The following is a 20,916-nucleotide window of genomic DNA, read 5'->3' on the forward strand; positions in this document are numbered from 1 at the left end:
ACAATGGCTGCTATTTCAGTCAGGCATATCCCTGGTTAAACACAACGGCTGCACTTCATGCGGCGCGGCTGGTGTTGCCCAAGATGACGCCGTAACGAAGCCCGCGGTCGCGAAGCCAGCGGCGATAGGCAGCAGAGGCCGCGTCCGCGCGGATCGGCACTTCTGCGCGCGTGTCGAGCGGCAACCGCTTCGGCACCTGGTTTTCCAGGATCGGCTTGTCCTGGCCGAGAATGGTCTGGTGGAAGCTGCGCATCGCAGCGAGGTTGGTTACATCGTCGACAAGGCAGATGACGATATGGACCAGCACGCATTCTTCGCTGACCGGCTGGCCAAACAAGGCAATGACGTCGCGGCGCTTGGCGTCCGTCGAGCCTGTCTTGTAGAGCACCGCGCAAAACGGATGCGGGATGCGGTAGACATATTCCGTATCCACGCCGCTGTCAGAACCGGCATTGGCCTGCGGCTGGTAGAACTCGCATTCGGTGACCAGGATTTCCGGCGGCTCCGGGTAGACGGTGACCTTGTAGGGCTTGACCTCGGTGTGCGGCTCTTCGCCGAGGATGCCGGTGTGGACGAAGGGAAAATGCCCCATGTCGAGAAAGTTCTCGACGGCGCGCGGCGCCGACACGGCGACGCGCGTGACGCCCTGGACGATGACCTTGCGGTCGGGTTCGTTGAACTCGACGATCTCGAACAGGTCGCGCGGAGGATTGCCCAGCGTCGTCCACAGATAGCCGAAGCGTTCGATCAAAGGCAGCATTTCATCGCCCCGCCATACGCCGAGCACGTCACCACGCCGCCCGACCTGGATCGCCTGGCCGAGCAGGATCGTCGAGATCGTCGTGTGGGCAGGCAATTCGTCGAGAGATGCCACGACATGCCACTCGTCGAGAGCGACCGGATCTATCGAAGCGAGGTTTCCCATACTGGCCATCCGCAATACTCGTTCAGCACATTGCAGCCTCGAAACAGGCCGCAGGCGATAATCGTTCGGTTCAGCGATTTCGGAGCGATTGCGGGCGGCATTTGCCCGGCGCCATATCTGGCGAGCACCTGAGTGCCTTATACAGTCGTTCCTCCGCTGCCGGTCTGGCTGGTGTCTTGGCCCAGTTCGGATCGGCAGGTGAAGAATTCCACGGATGACGCCCAATCCGCCATGCATGCGGTTGGCAATCGCATATCGCCAGTTCACCCGGCGGCAAGCATGCGTCGGCTTGCGACTAGGCGCTGCGCGCCTGCTCGCGCAGCTCCGTCGGGGAACAGTCGAACGCCAGCTTCACCTGGCGCGAGAAATGGTAGGGATTCTTGTAGCCGACCTTGTAGGCAATCTCGCTGATCGACAGCCCGGTCCGCTGCAAAAGGTGGGCGCCATAGTCGACACGGCAGCGCCAGAGATAACGCGCCGGAGTCATGCCCATATGCTTCTTGAAAGCCGAGACCAGATACTGCGGGCTGACCCGCACCTGTTCTGCAACATGTTCGATGGTGAGGTCGCCGGCGAAGTGCTCGTCGAGGTAGCGCCTGGCGCGCAGGATCGTCTGCGGCACCGGCTTTTCCGCTGCCAGGACCCCTGCCTCGTAGATGTAGGCGTTGAGCAGCGCGTTTGTCAGCGCCTCGCGCAATCCGCTGCGGCTGTCGCGGTCGCCGATGCCAAGGTCGACGCCAAGTTGCATCAGTGCCTGGACTTGAGGCGTTGCGTCGATGAAAGGCGCGATCTTGCCGGCCTCCTGGTAGAGCCAGCCGGCGTTCTGCGGGCGGCCGTCGCACCAACTGACATGCGAGAAGACCCCCTCCTGCGCAATGTAGTTGTAACGGTCGTGCGTCAGCGAGAAAGCGCACTGCCCGGCCTCGAGCCGGGTGACCCTGTCATCAGCCTCGATCGTGGCGCTGCCGATATGGACGACGATGAAGGCGAGGTAATCGCCCATGATCGGCCCATACTGGCCGCCGGTCTCATATGTCAGTTCCCCGAAGGTGTTTTCGCGGCTGAGATCGATCGGGGGCAGACGCATACTGATCTTTCGCAATGTTCACGGACGCGAGCCAGAGCTCACCCCTGCCCTGATGTACTGTGCGCATGATCATCGGGGCATTGCTCCGCCGGCGCAAGCCGACGGAGCCGCGTCTACTCGCAAGACGCGCTAGAACGATGCCTCCATGCGCACGAAGCCGCCGATCATATCGGCGCCGTCGACGGCAAAATTGTCGTAGAAGCCGATCTCCGGCGTGACCATCAGATCCGGCACGACCTGATATGCGACATTGGCAACCGCGGCAAAGTTCTCGTCTTCGTCATAAGACAGCTGGAAGTTCACCGAGGCTTTGTCGGAAGCCTTGATCGTGGCGCCGCCCCACACGGCCCACCGGCCGCCCCAGATACCGTAGAACTGGGAATAGGGTGCGCTGTCGTCGCTCTTGAGTCCTGCCATTGCGAATGCGGAAACTGTATCGCTGAAGGTGGCATCGAGGCGCAGCTTGCCTGACCACTCCTCCGAAACCGAGTCATAGGCAGCAACCAGGGCCACGCCACCCCAGGATTGCGCGTAGGACAGGCCTGCCACGACATGCGGCATGTAGCTGTCGACGACGAACGGGTCGTAGCCGGTTTCGAGAGAAACGGCCGCGGTGAAGCCGTTTTCGTTCTTGTAGGTGTAGGCGATCTGCGGCGTGGCGAATGGGCCGTAGCCGATCACGTCGTCCTTGGAGACATAGCCGGCATAATTGACGAAGGTGATGAACAGCGAGTCGTTCACGCCGATGCGCAAGCCACCCAGCTCGATGATGGCACTCTCGATTTCCATCGCTTCGTGACCGCCGTCAGAGTCGATGTCATGCTGGAAGTTGATGTGCATGTAGCGGCGCAACGTGCCCAATTCAGTCTCCGAGCGGGCATCGATCTTCAACGCCGCGCGGGCACGCTTGAAATAGGTGTCGCCCCGGCCGTCGTCGTCACGGTCCGCGCCAAAAAGGTCGCCCACACCGATCTCGTAGCGAATGTAGCCGCCGACGCGCAGGCAGGTTTCAGTCCCCGGCAGATAGTAGAAGCCGGCACCGTAGGTATCGCAGACGCGGACATAGCCGATCGGCTCCGGTTCGGCGACGACCACGGCATCAGCGGCCTGGGCGCCATAGGGCGCACCGATTGCCAGCGCGCAGCCAAGCGCAGTTTTCCTGTAATTCATTGTCCCGGTTCCCTCCCGATTTGTAGCTGTTCTGGTTTTCATGCCGGGGTGGACATCCCGCATGCAGGCGGCAATCGTCGCGATCCAGGCGTTCCTCCCCGTCAGCGTCAGGCAGCATGCGTCGCCCCCCATCGCGTGACGGAGGCGCATGCTGCCTGCCGATCAACGACCGGCCTGGATGTTGGTGTGTGCGGCGATTGCGTTGCGACGTTAGGACAGGCGCGGCACCGTCCGAATGGCCGAGATACGCAAAACCATATCTGCAGGTAATGCGAAAAAGAGCCAATGCAGCAGCGGCCAAGCTGCTGCATTGGCGGTCAGCCGCCCAAGGTCAGATTGAACGGCCTTCGTAGATCGGGAATGCTGCGCACAGCCACTCCACCGTCGAATGAACTGCACGTTCCTGTTCAGTGGCACGATCGGTGCCGACGGCGTCGAGCACGTCGGCGATCAGCGTACCAACCTGGGCAAACTCCGCCTCGCGGAAGCCACGCGTGGTGGCAGCCGGCGTACCCAGCCGAATCCCTGAGGTGACCGCCGGCGGCGCTGGATCGAACGGGATGCCGTTCTTGTTGCAAGTCAGCCCGGCCCGGCCGAGTGCCTCTTCGGCGTCCTTGCCGGAGATACCCTTGCTGCGCAGGTCGACCAGCATCAGATGCGTGTCGGTGCCACCTGAAACGATATCGAAACCGCGCGCCGAAAGTGTCGTGGCAAGCGTGCGCGCATTGGCCACCATCTGCCTGGCATATTCCTTGAACCCATCCTCAAGCGCCTCGCCCAAGGCAACCGCCTTGGCGGCGATGACATGCATCAGCGGACCACCCTGCAGGCCAGGAAAGACCGCCGAGTTCAGCTTCTTGGCGATGTCGGCATTGTTGGTGAGGATCATGCCGCCGCGCGGACCACGCAGCGTCTTGTGCGTGGTCGTGGTCACGATGTCGGCGACTTCCAGCGGGTTGGGATGCACGCCGCCGGCAACCAGTCCGGCGAAATGCGCCATGTCGACCATCATCAGCGCGCCGACGCTGTCGGCGATCGCCCGGATGCGTTTGAAATCGATGATGCGCGGGTAGGCCGAGCCCCCGGCGATGATCAGCTTCGGCCGCGTTTCGAGCGCCTTGACCTCCAGTTCGTCGTAGTCGATCAGGCTGTCACTCTGGCGCACACCATACTGTACCGCGTTGAACCACTTGCCCGACAGCGTCGGTCGGGCACCGTGAGTCAGGTGCCCACCGGCGGCAAGCGACAGCCCCATGAAGGTGTCGCCGGGCTTCAGCATGGCGAGCATGACCGCGCCATTGGCCTGGGCGCCCGAGTGTGGCTGCACGTTGACATGGGCCGCGCCGAACAGCCGGCTCGCCCGCTCGATCGCTGCGGCTTCTGCCAGGTCGACATACTGGCAGCCACCATAATAGCGGTGGCCGGGGTACCCCTCGGCATATTTGTTGGTCAGCACCGAGCCTTGCGCTTCGAGCACGGCGGGCGAGACGATGTTCTCGGAGGCGATCAGTTCGATCTCCGACCGCTGGCGGGCGGTTTCGCGTGCGATCGCATCGGCGATCACCGGATCCTGGCGCTTCAAGTCGCGTTGGAAAAAGCCGGACATGCTTCTTGTCTCCTGGCGGCAAGGGGCAGACGCCGTTTGGCGCCTGCCCTTGGCTTGGTGTTGGTAAATTGAAACGGGGACTAGTTGACGGCGTCGGGCGGCGATCGGCCTTCGAAGAAGGCGGTGAGGTTGTCGATCACCCGCATGCCCATGGCGATACGCGTCTCGTTGGTGGCGCTGCCGAGATGCGGCAACAGCACGACGTCGTCGCGCTCGGTCAGCGAGCGCGGCACCACCGGCTCGGTTTCGAACACATCGAGCCCCGCACCGGCTATGCGCCCTTCGTCGAGCGCATTGACCAGGGCACGTTCGTCGACGACATCACCACGCGCGGTGTTGATCAGGAAGGCAGATTTTTTCATGTTGCCGAGGCGGCGACTGTTGATCAGATAGTGGTTTTCGCCACCACCTGGACAATGCAGCGACACGAAATCGGCGGCCGCCAACACGTCATCGACCGTCGCCAGCTGGCGCGCCGGCATGCCGGGATCGGCAACCGGCTGGCTGTCGTAGAAGACGACATCCATGCCGAAACCGTAATGGCAGCGCCGCGCCATGGCCTGGCCAATGCGACCCATGCCGACGATGCCGATGGTCTTGCCGGTGACCTGGGTGCCGCAGAGATGGGTCGGCCGCCAGCCGGTCCATTTTCCGGAGCGCAGTTCACGCTCGCCTTCCCGGGCGCGGCGGGCGCACATCAACAGCAGCGTCATGGCAAGATCGGCGGTCGCATCGGTAAGCACCGCAGGCGTATTGGTGACCACGACGCCAGCTGTCTTCGCCGCGTCAACGTCGATGTGGTTGTAGCCGACGCCGAAATTACCGAGGATTTTTGCCTGGACACCATCGGTAAACAGCTCGGCGCCAAGCCTGTCCGACACGGTGGGCAGCACCGCATCGGCTTCCTGCAGCGCCAGGCGCAGCTCACTGCGATTGTACGGGCGGTCTGTTTCGTTGAGCCTGACGTCGAACTGGCTAGCCAGCCGCTCCTCGACTTCGAGCGGCCAGCGACGGGTGACGATTACCTTCGGTCTGGTCATCCTATCCTCTCAAGCCGCGCGGTCTTGCTGCGGCTGCAGATTGCCGGTGACCTCGGCGCGGTACCATTCCTGGGCCGCGGCGACGCCGGAACCGGCTTCGATCTTGGCGCCGGCATCGCGCAACGACATTTCCGCCGAGGCCAACGCCGCCAGGCACATCACTTCGTTGAGATCGCCGAGGTGGCCGATGCGGAAGACACGGCCCACGACCTTGCTCAGCCCGGCGCCGAATGACGTCCGATACCTGGAGTAGCCGTTGGCGATGACATGCCGCGCATCGATTTCGTCGGGCACGACGATCGCCGAAACGGTGTTCGACCACCACTTCGCTTCCTTGGCGCAGAGCCTGAGCCCCCAGGCATGCACGCCGCGGCGCACGCCCTCCGCGAGGCGATGGTGGCGCGCGATGATGTTGTCGAGCCCTTCGGCAAAGATCAGGTCGAGAGATGCACGCAGCCCATGCAGCAACTGGGTCGGTGGCGTGTAGGGGAAGAAGCCGGTCGACGATGACGCCTTCATGTCTTCGAAGCTGAAATAGCAGCGCTCCATGCGCGATTGCTTGTGTGCTTCAAGTGCCTTTTCGCTCACGGCAAGGATGCCGAGGCCGGCCGGCAGCATCAGACCCTTCTGCGAGCCGGTGACGGCAAGGTCGACGCCCCATTCGTCCATGCGAAAATCGATCGAGCCAATCGAGCTGACGCCGTCGACGAACAGCAGCGCGCCATGGCCGGCTGCGTCGAGCGCCTTGCGCACACCGGCGATATCGGAGGTCACGCCGGTGGCTGTTTCGTTATGGGTGGCGAACACCGCCTTGATACGGCCGTGCTTGTCGTCGCTCAGCCGCCGTTGGTATTCCTCGACCGGAACCCCCTCGCCCCACTCGACGTCGATGCAGTCGACCTCGAGGCCCAGCCTCTGGGCCATGTCGACCCACAGATGCGAGAACTGACCGAAGCGCGACATCAGCACGCGGTCGCCGCGGTTCAGCGTATTGGAGATGGCCGCTTCCCAGGCACCCGTGCCGGAGCCGGGATAGATGAAAACGGTACCCGCCTCGGTCTTGAACACCTTCTTGAGATCGGCAAACAGCGGCAGCGTCAATTCCGGATAGTCCGGTGCGCGCATGTCCTGCATCGAGACATTCATCGCCCGCCGAACGGCATCGGGGATGTTCGTCGGTCCAGGCACGAAAAGATGCGTGGTTCCATTCTTCATCGGATGTTCCTCCTGTTTGATCTCGGCGCGCGACGACCTGCGATCGTCCCTCGCATCGGCGCCCGATTGGCGGGCTTGCCTGCACTGGTTCTGGTGGCTCCTCGCGCCTAGGTGAACGCGACCGTCGGGGGTCCGTTCAACATGGCGAGGCACGCGCAAGCATGCGGCTTTGCTGTCGCGGCCAGACGCCGCGAAGTCCTGCACGCTCATCGAATGCGTCACACGCTCGGTTTCCTGTTCGATGGCCGGGTCAGGTGACATGGCGGGCCGTTACGGCCCGGCTCATCAGTCGCCGGGGCGCAGCCGACGGGCTCCCCGATGTTCGCTGTACCAGGCCAGCGTCTTTTCCCAGCCGCCGAAGGGGAAGAAGTGCAAATGCAGCGGCCCCGCCGGTTGCGGATAGCTCGTAGACATTGCTTCAAGCACATCGGCCGGATTGCGGTCGGCAATGACGTTGAACAGCCCGCTCGCCGAACGCTTCAGCGCCGCGATCGACGGCCCTACCCCACACATCATGGCGAACTTGACCAGCTTGGCCAAGCTGGTCACGCCCGCAAGCCCGACATGCACGGGAAGTCCAGGATATCGATCATGCAAGCCTCGCGCCCAGGCGCCCATCGCAGCACCATCGAAAGCGAACTGCGAGACGACCCGGGCATCTATGGAGCGGGCATCGCAGATTTCGAGCTTGCGCCGAAGCGCATCCGCGAGATCGGCATCGCCAATATTTGGATGTCCCTCGGGGTAGCCCGCGACAAAGGCCGTACGAATGGTCGAGTCGCGAAGCACGGGATGGGCCAGCAGTTGCGCCGATTCATCCATCGGCCCCGGAAAAAGTGCCGGATTGCCGCCCAGAAACAACGCTTCGGTAATGCCGTTGCGGCTGTGCGCAGCGACGAGATCGACAAAGTCCTTCTCGGTCTTGAAGTTGCGCGCGCCGAGATGCGGCACGGCGATGTAGCCCTTTTCCCTGATACGCAGAGCCGCTTCAACCTGCATCGCCTCGGGCTTGCCGGTGAGATGGGTCAGGAACACGCGCGAACCCAGCGGGAAGTGCGAGACCTCGGGCGCAAAGCTGCGCGCCTGCTCCGGCGCGAGCTCGATCGACATGGCAGGCCCGACAGCACGGGCAGATGGCCTATCGGCAACGGCTTCACTTGTTTCGGTCATGTCTGCCCTTGGTCGATTGCGACCAGCCTGCGGCGTTCGCCGCCAATGGCTGGCGCCGCCGATTGTCCAGGGTTGCCGGGCGGAACATGCCGCCCGGCGGTTCTTCGGGGAGGATGCTTGCCGCGTCAGCCTTTGGCGCGCTTGAGCGACAGGAACGGCAGCTCGATGACGCGCGCATTGACGTCGATGGTCTCGCCGTCCTTGTTCCAGCGCAGTGTCAGCTGCGAGCCAATCTCGGCTGCCTTGCCGCGCAGATGACCGAAACCGATCATCTTGCCGATCGACGGTGCCCAGGCGACGCTCGAGGCATGCCCCACTTCAGCCCCGTCATGGAAGGCCGGCACCGGATACCAGCGCACGCGCCGCAGGTTACCCGGCGTGCCGCCGTCGAGGCCCTTGCCGCCGGCAGCCTGCGACCAGTCGATGTCGAGGCCGACGAGTTGGCGGTGGTCGCCCGCTTCCGACATGCGCTGCAGCGCGGCCTTGCCGACGAAGTCGCTCTTGCGCAGATCGATCAGCCGGCCAAGCCCCAGATCGTAAGGCGAAGCCCGGAACTTGCCGGCTGCCTGGATACCGGCGCCACCGTGATCGGGGCCGGCACTTGTGTAGTCGTAGCCGACGATCAGCAGGCCGGCTTCGAGCCGGGCCAAATCGAGCGCCCAGGCACCCGCGGGCAGGATGCCGAAAGGCTGGCCCGCGTCCTGCACCGCGTCCCAGACGGCTGCGCCGTCGGCGGCCCTGACCCAGAGCTCATAGCCATGCTCGCCGGTGAAGCCCTGGCGCAATATCTCGACCTGCCGGCCGGCGATCGTGACGAAACCGAGCCGCGAAAACGGCAACTCATCGAAGGCATTGCCGGTCACAGCGCGTAGCACTTCCCGTGAGCGCGGCCCCTGCAGGGTGAGGATGCCATAGTCATCGGTGATGTCGGTCACCACGACGTCGAGGCCCTCGGCATGGCTCTTCCACCAGGTGAAGCCGGGATCGGCCGAAACGCGGAATGTGGTTTCGTCCATGCGGAAAACGAGGCCGTCGCCGACGACGTGGCCGTTCTCGTCGCACCACGGCGCGTAGTAGATCTGGCCGACCTTCAGCTTGGTGATGTCGCGCGGGATCAGGCTATCCATCAGCCTTTCAGAGTCGGGACCGGCAATGACATACTTCGACAACGGCGACATGTCGCCCATGGCGACCCGATTGCGGATCGCAGCCAGTTCCTCGACCATGTCGGAATAGGCGTCGACGACCATGTTCCTGTCCCAGCGCATCCACAAGGCGTTCTGGTTCAGCGGCGCCGTACGCTCGACGAACGGTGTGCCGCGGAATGCAACCCGGGCATCGGCCGCGGCGGTCAGGCCGGTGATGAATTTGACGTCGTCCATAGAAGTCTTTCCTCCACGCGCCCCACGAGCGGGGCAGCAATTACCGATGTCGATGCGCACCGGTTTCCCCGACACGATCAAATTCACCTCGGCCATGGAAGAATTGGAGCTGGCACATGCCCAGCATTGTTCCATCGCTGCTTTGGCGAGGCCCTTTCAACAGGCCATTTCAATCGCATCTATTGCTGTCGAGATTTTCACGAAGGAACAAAATTCGGAATGCCCGGAGTTGCCGGACGCATACCTGAGGTTCAAGTGGCCGCACGAGTCGCCCAGCGTCCACGAAGATGGTTCGAGACAGGACGCGGCGACCAAAGGCCAATCCTGCCCGGTCGGCGTCTGCCCGCGGGAGAAGTCAGAAAAGATGCCAGATGAGTAAGCGCCAAGGCAAATATTGCTTGCTGATGGGCGGCGCATACGTCAGCTCGCGTCAGAAGCATCCATTCTTCGCACCCGTCCCTAAAGTCGCATTTGGTGAAAGGTTTCGGGTGCCATAAGGCCTACGAAAGCCTCAGCGATTCCACAGCACGGGATGCAATGAATGCCTGGCGGGCGATCTGCATCAGTCCAGAAGCAATTGCCGCTTCGATTGCCTACGCCATCGGACAGCCGGAGGATGTGGACGTCGGCGAGATCATCGTGCGCCCGACTGCCAGCCCTCATTAAGGGGGCGCTTCTCCGGCGCTCCAAACATTGCATTTGCACCTGACCCGATGGTCGTTCTTTGCAGTCAATAAATTTCTGGGCGATTCTGTCGCGTTTGTGGAACATCACGACAACGAGGATCATTCGCTTCGGATGACCCGCGGTCGGCTTCCCCTCGTCATTCATCGTGCTCGACCGTGCACAACCGGGCGATAACCGTAAGGCACACAGATCATCGCGGCTGCCATGGCTTTGGCAATTGTCACGACAGCCATCGATGGTTAGTGAGGTAGGGAGCCGAGCGACAAAGGGAGCACCGAGATACTGATGCCGGACAACAGCTTGCTGACGTTACTTATTGTGCTGCCGTTCCTGGGAAGCCTGGTAACCGTCATGCTGGCATCGACGTCGCGAAACCTCGCCGGTGGCATTGCAGGTGCTGTGGCGCTTGCCTGCCATCTGCTGGCCTGGCTCCTCTATGTCCCCGTCCGGGACAACCAAGTGGTCCACGCGGTGTACGAATGGGTGCCCAGCCTCGGCCTGACCGTGTCGCTGCGGCTGGACGGCTTCGCCTGGCTCTTTGCGCTGCTGGTCAGCGGAATCGGGGTGCTCGTCGTCCTCTACGCCCGCTACTACATGTCGGCGGAAGATCCGGTGCCGCGTTTCTTCTCTTTCTTCCAGGCCTTCATGGGAGCAATGCTCGGCATCGTCGTCTCCGGCAACCTGATCCTGCTGGTCGTGTTCTGGGAGCTGACCAGCATCACCTCCTTCCTGCTCATCGGCTACTGGCACCACAACCAGGCAGCGCGCGACGGTGCCCGCATGTCGCTGACCGTCACCGCGATCGGCGGGCTCGGCCTCCTGGCCGGCGTGATGGTGATCGGGCACATCGTCGGAAGCTACGACCTCGACCGGGTGCTGGCATCCGGCGACCTGATCCGCGCCCACCCGCTCTACGTTCCGGCCTTGCTGCTGGTTTTGCTCGGGGCGCTGACCAAGAGCGCCCAGTTTCCGTTCCACTTCTGGCTGCCGAACGCGATGGCCGCGCCAACGCCGGTCTCCGCCTACCTGCATTCGGCCACCATGGTGAAGGCCGGGGTGTTCCTGATGGCACGCCTCTGGCCGGTGCTTTCGGGCACGCCGGAATGGTTCATGATCGTCGGCCTGGCCGGCATGGCCTCGCTTGTCTTCGGCGCTTACGTCGCCATGTTCCAGCAGGACCTGAAGGGCCTGCTCGCCTATTCGACCATCAGCCACCTCGGCCTGATCACCCTGCTCCTCAGCCTCGGCAGCCCGCTCGCGCTGGTCGCAGCCATCTTCCACATGATGAACCATGCGACCTTCAAGGCGTCGCTGTTCATGGCGGCCGGCATCATCGACCACGAGACCGGCACGCGCGACCTCAGGAAACTGAGCGGGCTCTTCCGCTTCATGCCCATCACCGGAACGCTAGTGATGGTGGCAAGTGCCGCCATGGCCGGCGTCCCGCTGCTCAACGGCTTCCTGTCGAAGGAGATGTTCTTCGCCGAAGCCGTGGAGACGCATGCCGATTCCTGGCTCGACACAGTAGCGCCCTATGCCGCCGTGCTGGCCAGCGCGCTGGCGGTGACCTATTCGATGCGCCTGATCCACTCGATCTTCCTCGGCAAGCCGCCCGAGAGCTTTCCGCGCGAACCGCACGAGCCACCCTTCTTCATGCGCCTTCCGGTCACGCTGCTGGTGTTCGCATGCCTGGTGGTCGGCATCGTTCCAGGGCTGACGATCGGACCGTATCTGCATATCGCGGTCACGTCGGTGCTGGGGGCTGCGACGCCGGAATACAGCCTCGCTGTCTGGCACGGCTTCACGGTGCCTCTGATCATGAGCCTGGTCGCACTGGTCGGCGGCGCCCTGCTCTATCTCGTCATCGGCGACTATCTCGAGCGCGCCGAAGGGGTGTTCCTGCTGCGCCGCTTCCAGGCCCAGCGCATCTTCGAGCAGGTCATGGTCACCGTCTCATGGCGGTGGGCCCGCTTCATCGAGACCAATCTCGGCACGCGACGCCTGCAACCGCAGTTGCGCCTGCTTGTGTTCGTTGCATTCGCCGCGGCCCTGCTTTCGCTGTTCGGCAGCGACATCGGGCTGGCGCCGGTGCAGTTGGCAGGCACGGACTGGGTTTTCACCGGCATGTGGGCCGTGGGCGTGACCTGTGCGATTGCCGCCGCCCACCAGGCCAAATTCCATCGCCTGGCAGCGCTTGCCCTGCTCGGCGGCACAGGCCTCGTCACCTGCATGACCTTCGTCTGGCTGTCGGCCCCCGACCTCGCGGTGACGCAGCTGGTCGTCGAGATCGTGACGACCATTCTCATCCTGCTCGGCCTGCGCTGGCTGCCGAAGCGCTCGCAGGCGCTCAGCGAACCGCTGGGGCCGATGGCGCGCCTGCGCCGCCTGCGCGACCTGACGATGGCCGTCGCCGCAGGCTTGGGCATGACCGTCATCGCCTATGCTGTGATGACACGCCCGGCTCCCGACACCATCGCCGATTTCTTCCTCGAGAAGGCCTACAGCGAGGGCGGCGGACGCAACGTGGTCAATGTGATCCTCGTCGATTTCCGCGGCTTCGACACGCTCGGCGAGATCACCGTGCTCGGCATCGTGGCGCTCACGGTGTTTGCGCTGCTACGCCGGTTCCGGCCCGCACCCGACAGCGTCGAGCGGCCGGAACAGCAGCGCATCCAAGGCGCTTATGACGAGGCACAGCCGGATCGCCAGGCGGGCGCAACCGCCGCCGACTACCTGTTCGTGCCGTCGGTGATCATGCAGTGGATGTTCCCGGTCATCATCATGTTCTCGGCCTATCTGTTCCTGCGCGGCCACGATTCGCCGGGCGGCGGCTTCGCCGCCGGCGTGGCAATGGCTGCCGGCTTCATCCTGCAGTACATGGCGGCGGGAACCATCTGGGTGGAAGACAGGCTTCGCATCCTGCCGGTGACCTGGATCGGCGGCGGCCTGCTCCTCGCCCTTTCCACGGGAATCGGCGCCTGGGTGTTCGGCAAGCCCTTCCTGACCTCACACGCGCAGTATGTCGACCTGCCTCTCATCGGCAAGATACCGCTGGCGACGGCGGCACTGTTCGACCTCGGCGTGCTGACGCTGGTCGTTGGTGCGACCGTGCTGATGCTCATTGCGCTTGCCCACCAATCCGTCCGCAGGCTGCGGGCTTCGCGCATCGAGGAGCAGCCGTGATGGAACTGACGCTCGCAATCGCCATCGGCTGCTTGACGGGATCGGGTGTGTGGCTGCTGCTGCGTCCGCGCACCTACCAGGTTGTCATCGGGCTTTCGCTGCTGTCCTATGCCGTGAACCTCTTCATCTTCAGCATGGGCAGGCTTCGCGTCGGGGCCGCGCCCGTGCTGGACGGCAGCGGCGCCGTCAATCCGGCAGACTATGCCGATCCGATCCCGCAAGCCCTGGTGCTGACGGCCATCGTGATCGGCTTTGCCACCACGGCACTATTCCTCGTCGTGCTGCTCGCCGCGCGCGGCTTGACTGGCAGCGACCATGTCGACGGGCGGGAGCCATGATGGGTTTCTCGCAGCACCTGCTGATCCTGCCGATCCTGCTGCCGATGGCCGCGGGAGCAATCCTGCTGTTGTTCGAAGAGCGGCGCCACAGCCTTAAAGCCGGCATCAACATCGCCGCCACGGCCCTACTCCTGGGCCTGGCTTTCGCACTACTCCGCCTCGCCGACACCGGAGACGCGGCAGGTGGTGCTGTGACACATACCTATCGGCTGGGCGACTGGGCCCCGCCGTTCGGCATCGTGCTGGTCCTCGATCGGCTGTCGGCCCTGATGCTGGTGCTGGCCTCGGTGCTTGCCGCCGCGACGCTGGTCTTCTCCTTGGCGCGCTGGCACAAGGCGGGCCCGCATTTCCACACCCTGTTCCAGTTCCTGCTGATGGGCGTGAACGGTGCCTTCCTCACAGGCGACCTTTTTAATCTCTTCGTCTTCTTCGAGGTCCTGCTGGCTGCCTCCTACGGCCTGATGCTGCATGGTTCGGGCGCCTTCCGTGTACGCGCCGGCCTGCACTACATCGCCATCAACCTGGCTGCTTCGCTGCTGTTCCTGATCGGCGTCAGCCTGATCTACGGCGTGACCGGCACCCTCAACATGGCCGACCTTGCCATGCGCATCCCCGAGGTCGCGCCGGAAAACCAGGCCTTGCTCGCAGCAGGCGCCGCCGTTCTCGGGATCGCGTTCCTCGTCAAGGCCGGCATGTGGCCCCTGTGTTTCTGGCTGCCGTCGGCCTATATGGCGGCCTCGGCGCCGGCATCGGCGCTCTTTGCCATCCTGAGCAAGGTTGGCTTCTATGTGCTGCTGCGGCTCACCTTGCTGTTGTTCGGCGCCGATGCTGGCCCGCTCGCCGGCTTCGGCAGCCAGGTGCTGTTGATCGGTGGCATGGCGACGATCGCCTTCGGCGCGTTCGGCGTGCTTGCATCACAATCGCTTGGCCGGCTCGCCGGATACAGCATTCTGGTGTCGTCCGGCACTCTGCTCGCCGCCGTTGGACTTGGCGACCAGGCCGTGGTCTCCGGCGCGATGTTCTATGTCGTTAGTTCGACGATCACCGTCAGTGCGCTGTTCCTGATGATCGAGCTCGTAGAGCGGGCGCAGGAGCCTGCCGCAAACCTTCTGACGGTCACCATGGAAGCCTATGGCGACGATATCGAACCCGAAGAGGAGGACGAGGAAGAAGTCGGCGTGGTGATGCCGGGAGCGCTTGCGATCCTTGGCGTCTGCTTCGGCTGCCTTGGCCTGCTGCTCGCTGGCCTGCCGCCTCTGTCCGGCTTCATCGGCAAATTCGCGCTGATCAATGCCATCTTCAATCCCCAAGGCCTCGGCACTGCGGCCGGCAGTCCGGATAGCATCGGATGGATCCTTACGGCGCTTCTGATCCTGTCGGGTCTTGCCGCCCTGCTCGCCATGATGCGAACCGGCATCCGCACGTTCTGGGCACCATTGGAGGTCATCGTGCCCAGGGTGCTGGTGGTCGAGATCGTGCCGATCATCCTGCTCATCGGGCTTTGCTTCCTGCTGACGGTCCAGGCCGGGGCTGTCATGCGCTACACCGATGCCGCAGCGCAGGCGCTGCACGAACCGCGTTCCTACATCGAAGGCGTTCTGCCCGGATCCGAGTCGGCAAGCGGGGTGTCGACACAATGAGACGCATCCTGCCGTATCCCGTTCTCACCGCATCGCTCGTCATCGTATGGATGCTGCTCAACGCATTTTCCCTGGGCCATTTCCTGCTCGGACTGGTCGTGGCGATCGGTGCCTCGCGTGCCATGATGCAGCTTGAGCCGTCCAAGCCGCGTCTGCGGCGCTGGCAGCTCATCCCGTATTTGTGCGGCATCGTCCTGCTGGACATCGCGCGCTCCAACATTGCCGTCGCCACCATCATCCTCCAGGGTGGCCGGCGCGGTCGCACTGCGGGTTTTGTTTCGATCCCGCTCGACCTTCGCGACCGTACCGGGCTTGCAGTACTTGCCTGCATCGTGACCAGCACGCCCGGCACCGCCTGGGTGGAATACAACTCCGCTTCGGGCGTCCTGCTCATCCATGTCCTCGACCTCGTCGACGAGCAGCAATGGATCGACCTGATCAAGACGCGCTACGAAGCGACCCTGCGGGAGATTTTCGAATGACCTCCGCCATCCTCGCCTGGTCGGTGACCGCCGCCCAGCTCATGCTGGTCGCCGCCATGGCCTGCAACACCTACCGGCTCATTGTTGGGCCGCGCGCCCAGGATCGCGTGCTCTGCCTGGACGCGCTCTATGTCAACGCAATGCTGCTGGTTCTGACCTTCGGCATCCGAACCGGCAATGCGCTCTATTTCGAGGCGGCACTGGTGATCTCGCTGCTCGGCTTCATCTCGACGGTGGCTCTTGCCAAGTTCCTGATGCGTGGCGAGGTGATCGAATGACCCATGCCGAAAACCTGCCCGCATGGGCGGCACTTCTGGTTGCGTTGCTGGTGCTGGCCGGTGCCGGCCTGACCCTGATCGGGGCGATCGGCACGTTGCGTTTCCGCAGCTTCTTCGAACGGGTCCACGCGCCGACCCTGGGTACGAGCTGGGGCACGGGCGCGATCGTGCTCGCATCGATGATCCTGTTTTCGGTGCTCGGCTCGCGACCGGTGCTGCACGAAATCCTCATCGGCGTGTTCATCAGCATCACCACGCCGGTGACGCTGATGCTGCTTGCACGCGCGGCACTCTATCGCGACCGTTCGGAAGGCGGTTCCGAGGAGCCGCCGGATCATCTCGCCGACACGCCGGATGGGCGATAACCATCGTTCACCACCGGGTGCTCGATCGAGGATTAGGTGTATCTGTAGCGTAAACGGAACTCCCGGGACTGTTGCCCGTTAAAGCTTACCGGAATTCGAAGCGGCGGGCGTTGATGACTACCAGTGAACATCTACTCGGCCCGCTGCCTGCCGCAGCCTACACGACCGATGCAAACGGTCGGATCACCTACTTCAATGATGCGGCAGCCGAGCTCTGGGGGCACACACCCGAAATCGGCAAGGATGAATGGTGCGGATCCTGGCGACTCAGGACGGCCGACGGCGATCCCCTCGCGCATAGCGACTGCCCGATGGCCCTGGCGCTCAGGGAAGGCCGGGCAATCCGCGGTGCCGAAGCGATCGCCGAGCGGCCCGACGGAACGCTCGTGCCGTTCCTGGCATTCCCCGCACCGCTGCGCGACGCATCGGGCAACGTCACGGGCGCCATCAACCTGCTGATCGACATCTCGGTGCAAAAGCAGGCTGAAGTGCAGACGATGCGCCTGGCGTCGATCGTCGAATCTTCGGACGACGCCATCATCAGCAAGAACCTGTGTGGCATCATCGAGAGCTGGAACGCCAGCGCGACGCGGCTTTTCGGCTACTCTGCGGAAGAGGCCATCGGAAAGCACATCATGATGCTGATCCCTGCCGACCGGCGGGACGAGGAAGACCTCATCATCGGCAAAGTCCGCAAGGGCGAGCGCGTCGACCATTTCGACACGATCAGAAGGCGCAAGGACGGCCGGGAGGTGGCGATTTCGCTGACCGTCTCACCCGTGCGCAGCCCCTCCGGCAAGGTCATCGGCGCCTCCAAGATCGCCAGGGACGTCACCGAGCGCAAGGAAAGCGAAAACCGCATCCGCATGCTGATGCGTGAGGTCAACCATCGCGTGAAGAACCAGTTCGCCGTGATCCTTTCGATGATCCGCGAGACTGGCAAACACACGACGACGATTGCCGAGTTCGAAAAGCAGATCCGCAACCGCATCATGGCACTGTCGCGGTCCCAGGACCTGCTCGTCGACGGCGACTGGCGCGGCGCGAACCTCGCCGACCTGGTCGATAACCAGATCCGGCCATTCGCGGCAGAGCATCGTGTCAAGATCTCGGGGGAGCCGATCATCCTGTCGACCGTCGCAGTCCAGAACCTCGGCATGGCGTTTCACGAACTTGCCACCAATTCGGCCAAGCATGGCGCGCTTTCGTCGCCCGGTGGAACCGTCGAGGTCGGCTGGACGACGTCCGGTCGCTTCCGCCTCACCTGGAAGGAAAGCAATGGGCCGACGGTCGAAAAGGCGTCACGAGCCGGCTTCGGCAAGATCGTGCTCGAGCGGATCGCGCCGCTGGCACTGAGCGGCGTCGGCCATCTCAACTTTGAACCGAATGGCATCACCTGGACGCTGGACGCACCTGTCGACCTGATACGGAACGCCGCCCCGTAGCCGCCCTACCCAACCAGACAAGCAGCCCCAACTACTGCCTGTTTCAAATCTCGGGAACCGGATCGACGAGCAGCGGCCCGCTGTGCAGATAACGTGTCGTCTTGCGCTTCGATGCAATATCCGTCCACACCCGCCCGACCTGCTCCACAGTCAGGCCCGTAGCACGACCGACTTCTTCTGCCGGCACGCCATGATTGAGCCCGTAGAGGCACAGGTCCATGCGGTCATAGGGCAAGGAGAAATAGAACTCCTCCTGCGTCTGCTGCAGCGAATAGGTGTCGGTCGTCGGCGGCCGCCGACGGATTTCCTCCGGCACGCCGAGGCACTCCGCAAGCTGGTAGACCTGCGATTTGTAAAGATGCGCGATCGGCTTGACGTCGGCGGCGCCGTCGCCGTTCTTGACGAAGAAGCCCTGGTCGTATTCCAGCCGGTTCGGCGTGCCGATCACCGCATAGTTGAGACGGTCGGCGTGGAAATACTCGACCTGCTTGCGCGTACGCTGCTTCATGTTGGTGGACGCGACAATGCCGAGATAGACTTGCGGCGGCATGCGCAGCTTGGTCTGCTTGCCGTCGGGATCCTGCACCACCAGCGAAGAGATGTTGTAGCCTTCGTTGGTCAGCGCGTTGGCAATCACGATCTTGCAGGCCCAGCCGGGCCCGTATTCGGGCACAAGCTGGCGGATGAAGGCGTCGCGGCGCTCATAGCATCCCATCGCCTTCAGGGTCGGACCGATATTCTCGACAACCGCCGCGATGCCGAAGGTTTCAGCGACAAGGCTCCCTAGTCGCAGGCTCTCCGGGTCGGAATCGTCTTCCGGCATGAACAGGGCGAACACGTTCTTGGCCCCGACCGCACGTACCGCCAGGGCAGCGCTGACACTGGAATCGACGCCACCGGACAGGCCCAGGACAAGCCCTCGCCGGCGCAGCGTGCCGGTCAACTGGTTGCGCAGGGCCGCCGCAATCCTTGCGGCTTCGGCCTCGGGATCGATCGCCAGCGTCGCTGCGCTGAAGCTTCCGGCTTGGGCCACAGTCATGTTCATCCCGTCGGTTCCATGGATTCGGCGGCCAGACGCCGGCTCACCTTGCCAGTGTCGGTCCTCGGCAACTCGGATCGAAACTCGATGATTTTCGGTACCATGAAATCCTCGAGATGCGCCTGGCAGTGGCGCAGGATTTCACGCTGGGTCACGCCGGGATCGGACAGCACGACGAGCGCTCCGATGGCATGGCCGAGAATGGGGTCCGGCACGCCGATCACCACGGCCTCGGCAATGCCGGGACAGGCGTGCAGCACGGCCTCGACCTCCTTGGGCGCGACCTTTTCGCCGCGCGTCTTGATGATGTCGTCCTTGCGCCCGACAAAATAGAGGAAACCCTCAGCATCACGGCTGAACAGGTCGCCGGTGTAGAGCAGCTTTTCCCACGGATTTTTCCCCGGGCGCAGCATGCGGTTTGTCGCTTCTTCGTTCTCCCAATAGCCCTGCATGACATGTGGCCCGCGGATCACCAGTTCACCCGGCGTGCCGGGCGGTGCCGGATTGCCGTCGTCGTCGAGCACGAAGGCTTCCGTGTTGGGGATGGCGATGCCGACCGAACCGGGGCGCCGGTCGAGTTCCGCCGGCGGCAGGTAGGTGCAGCGCTTGCACTCGGTCAGGCCGTACATCGAGTAGAGCCTGACCCCGGTGAAGAGCTCACGCAGCCTGGCTATATGCGCGGGCGGCAGCGCCGCCGCCGTGTTGGTGACATAGCGCAGGCTCGGCAGGAACCCCGGCTTGATGTCGCGCATCTGCAGGATCAGCGCGGCCATCGTCGGAACGAGCGGGAAACCGGTAACGTTTTCCGCGCGAATGACATCGAAGATCGCCTGCGGGAACGAGAACGACTTCTCCAGCACCAGCGTCGCGCCCATCTTGACCGACATGATCAGTTGGTAGAGGCCATAGTCGAAGGCCAACGGCAGGACGTTGAGGATGATGTCGTCGGGCGTGTTTTCAAGATAGGTGGTGATCGAGCCGGCCGCAGCCTCGATGTTGCGGTGGGTCATCATCACGCCCTTGGGCCGGCCCGTCGAACCCGAGGTGTAGATCAGCATGGCAAGGTCGACATCTATGCCGCCATGGTTGGCCGGCGGAGCGTCACTTGCGAGGCATTGCTCGAACGAGACAGCCCCCTTCGGTGCAACACCCCCGGCTGCGGTCGAGACCACCAGCAAGTCGTTGTCGCGTGCGGCCAGCGCCTCGCTGACGACGGGCAAAAGCCTGGCCTGGGTCAGCACGGCACGCGCGCGGCAGTTGCCGATGATGAAGTCGAGCTTGTCAGCCTTGGTCGACGGGTTGATCGGGCTGAAGACCGCTCCCGCCTTGGCAATGGCGAAGACCAACACCGCGGCTTCCCAGCAATTGTCCATGAAGACCAGCACGCGGTCGCCGCGTCCGATGCCGCGATCGCCAAGCGCTGCGGCAAGCCGATCAGACAGGCTGTCGAGTTCGGCATAGGACAGGCGCGCGTCGCGCGCAATCAGAGCAATCTTGTCGCCCCGCAAGCGCGCGCTGTCGCGCAAGAATTGCTCCAGTCGCATTGCCCCTCTCCCAACGCCCTCAGGCGGCGCCTGCTGCCTGCTCCGCGGGCTGCGCCTTTGCCGTCTTGGTCTCGATGAAGGCCGCGATACGCACCAGCGAGTCGAGATTGGCTGGAACGATGTCGGAATCCGCCATCTCGAGCCCGAACTGATCCTCGATGAAGGTGACAAGTTCAAGCACGCCGGTGGAATCGACCACGCCGCTTTCGATCAGCGAGACGTCATCGTCCAATGCATAGGAAGTATCCCCGAACAGGAAATTTTCGATGATGAAGGCTTTGACGGTGTCCTTGATCTGCTGCGTCATGCTCTCTTCCTCT

At 63.5% G+C, this 20,916-nt stretch carries 19 protein-coding genes and 1 pseudogene; 9 read left to right on the top strand and 11 right to left on the bottom strand.

Going from position 1 to position 20,916, the window contains the following annotated elements; genetic code table 11:
* Positions 1–55: 55 nt before the first annotated feature.
* The 8 genes from O1Y97_RS18975 to O1Y97_RS19010 all read right to left on the bottom strand — a co-directional run bounded on the left by O1Y97_RS18975 (position 56) and on the right by O1Y97_RS19010 (position 9,595).
* The gene (locus tag O1Y97_RS18975; RefSeq protein WP_318762005.1) at positions 56–925 is read right to left on the bottom strand and encodes an aromatic ring-hydroxylating oxygenase subunit alpha; all 870 of its coding nucleotides are present in this window, start codon (positions 923–925) and stop codon (positions 56–58) included.
* Positions 926–1,220: 295 nt separating this feature from the next.
* On the bottom strand, positions 1,221–2,012 hold the full coding sequence (locus O1Y97_RS18980) for a helix-turn-helix domain-containing protein (protein ID WP_183261953.1): 792 nt from the start codon (positions 2,010–2,012) through the stop codon (positions 1,221–1,223).
* Positions 2,013–2,141: 129 nt separating this feature from the next.
* Positions 2,142–3,182, bottom strand: coding sequence for a porin (locus O1Y97_RS18985; protein ID WP_318762006.1), 1,041 nt, complete (start codon positions 3,180–3,182; stop codon positions 2,142–2,144).
* A gap of 331 nt (positions 3,183–3,513) precedes the next feature.
* The gene (gene glyA / locus O1Y97_RS18990; RefSeq protein WP_318762007.1) at positions 3,514–4,788 is read right to left on the bottom strand and encodes a serine hydroxymethyltransferase; all 1,275 of its coding nucleotides are present in this window, start codon (positions 4,786–4,788) and stop codon (positions 3,514–3,516) included.
* An 80-nt stretch (positions 4,789–4,868) separates the two neighbouring features.
* A complete protein-coding gene (locus tag O1Y97_RS18995; RefSeq protein WP_318762008.1) occupies positions 4,869–5,828 on the bottom strand; it encodes a 2-hydroxyacid dehydrogenase in 960 nt (319 codons plus the stop codon).
* Between the two features lie 9 nt (positions 5,829–5,837).
* Complete coding sequence (locus tag O1Y97_RS19000; RefSeq protein WP_318762009.1) at positions 5,838–7,043, bottom strand: aminotransferase class V-fold PLP-dependent enzyme; 1,206 nt, start codon at positions 7,041–7,043, stop codon at positions 5,838–5,840.
* Positions 7,044–7,328: 285 nt separating this feature from the next.
* A complete protein-coding gene (locus O1Y97_RS19005) occupies positions 7,329–8,213 on the bottom strand; it encodes a methylenetetrahydrofolate reductase (protein WP_318762010.1) in 885 nt (294 codons plus the stop codon).
* 125 nt (positions 8,214–8,338) lie between these two features.
* Positions 8,339–9,595: an aminomethyltransferase family protein gene (locus O1Y97_RS19010; protein WP_318762011.1), complete on the bottom strand. Its 1,257-nt coding sequence runs from the start codon at positions 9,593–9,595 to the stop codon at positions 8,339–8,341.
* A 46-nt stretch (positions 9,596–9,641) separates the two neighbouring features.
* Here O1Y97_RS19010 and O1Y97_RS19015 point away from each other — a divergent pair, with 46 nt between their 5' ends.
* From O1Y97_RS19015 to O1Y97_RS19055, 9 genes and pseudogenes are all read left to right on the top strand, one after another.
* Positions 9,642–9,974, top strand: coding sequence for a hypothetical protein (locus O1Y97_RS19015; protein ID WP_318762012.1), 333 nt, complete (start codon positions 9,642–9,644; stop codon positions 9,972–9,974).
* Between the two features lie 125 nt (positions 9,975–10,099).
* Positions 10,100–10,261 (top strand): annotated as a pseudogene (locus tag O1Y97_RS19020) (oxidoreductase); the annotation flags it as partial.
* A gap of 303 nt (positions 10,262–10,564) precedes the next feature.
* Entirely contained in the window at positions 10,565–13,465 is a 2,901-nt protein-coding gene (locus tag O1Y97_RS19025) for a monovalent cation/H+ antiporter subunit A (protein WP_404801290.1), read from the top strand.
* Entirely contained in the window at positions 13,465–13,803 is a 339-nt protein-coding gene (locus tag O1Y97_RS19030) for a Na+/H+ antiporter subunit C (RefSeq protein WP_108608551.1), read from the top strand. Before O1Y97_RS19025 ends, O1Y97_RS19030 begins: the two co-directional genes overlap by 1 nt.
* Complete coding sequence (locus O1Y97_RS19035; protein ID WP_318762014.1) at positions 13,800–15,443, top strand: monovalent cation/H+ antiporter subunit D; 1,644 nt, start codon at positions 13,800–13,802, stop codon at positions 15,441–15,443. Before O1Y97_RS19030 ends, O1Y97_RS19035 begins: the two co-directional genes overlap by 4 nt.
* Positions 15,440–15,925: a Na+/H+ antiporter subunit E gene (locus tag O1Y97_RS19040; RefSeq protein ID WP_318762015.1), complete on the top strand. Its 486-nt coding sequence runs from the start codon at positions 15,440–15,442 to the stop codon at positions 15,923–15,925. Before O1Y97_RS19035 ends, O1Y97_RS19040 begins: the two co-directional genes overlap by 4 nt.
* Positions 15,922–16,203: a K+/H+ antiporter subunit F gene (locus O1Y97_RS19045; RefSeq protein WP_183261971.1), complete on the top strand. Its 282-nt coding sequence runs from the start codon at positions 15,922–15,924 to the stop codon at positions 16,201–16,203. Before O1Y97_RS19040 ends, O1Y97_RS19045 begins: the two co-directional genes overlap by 4 nt.
* The gene (gene mnhG, locus O1Y97_RS19050) at positions 16,200–16,568 is read left to right on the top strand and encodes a monovalent cation/H(+) antiporter subunit G (protein WP_108608555.1); all 369 of its coding nucleotides are present in this window, start codon (positions 16,200–16,202) and stop codon (positions 16,566–16,568) included. Before O1Y97_RS19045 ends, mnhG begins: the two co-directional genes overlap by 4 nt.
* A 113-nt stretch (positions 16,569–16,681) precedes the next feature.
* Positions 16,682–18,013, top strand: a complete 1,332-nt coding sequence (locus O1Y97_RS19055) for a sensor histidine kinase (RefSeq protein ID WP_318762016.1) — start codon at positions 16,682–16,684, stop codon at positions 18,011–18,013.
* A 43-nt stretch (positions 18,014–18,056) separates the two neighbouring features.
* Here the strand turns inward: O1Y97_RS19055 and nadE are convergent, their stop codons facing one another.
* The 3 genes from nadE to O1Y97_RS19070 are packed head-to-tail and all read right to left on the bottom strand — an operon-like array spanning position 18,057 to position 20,903.
* The gene (nadE, locus tag O1Y97_RS19060) at positions 18,057–19,058 is read right to left on the bottom strand and encodes an NAD(+) synthase (RefSeq protein WP_108608557.1); all 1,002 of its coding nucleotides are present in this window, start codon (positions 19,056–19,058) and stop codon (positions 18,057–18,059) included.
* A complete protein-coding gene (locus O1Y97_RS19065; protein WP_318762017.1) occupies positions 19,055–20,596 on the bottom strand; it encodes a class I adenylate-forming enzyme family protein in 1,542 nt (513 codons plus the stop codon). Before O1Y97_RS19065 ends, nadE begins: the two co-directional genes overlap by 4 nt.
* Positions 20,597–20,615: 19 nt before the next feature.
* Positions 20,616–20,903, bottom strand: coding sequence for an acyl carrier protein (locus O1Y97_RS19070; protein ID WP_108608559.1), 288 nt, complete (start codon positions 20,901–20,903; stop codon positions 20,616–20,618).
* Between the last annotated feature and the right edge of the window lie 13 nt (positions 20,904–20,916).

The organism is Aminobacter niigataensis (genome assembly GCF_946995915.1).
Classification (GTDB): Bacteria; Pseudomonadota; Alphaproteobacteria; order Rhizobiales; family Rhizobiaceae; genus Aminobacter; species Aminobacter niigataensis.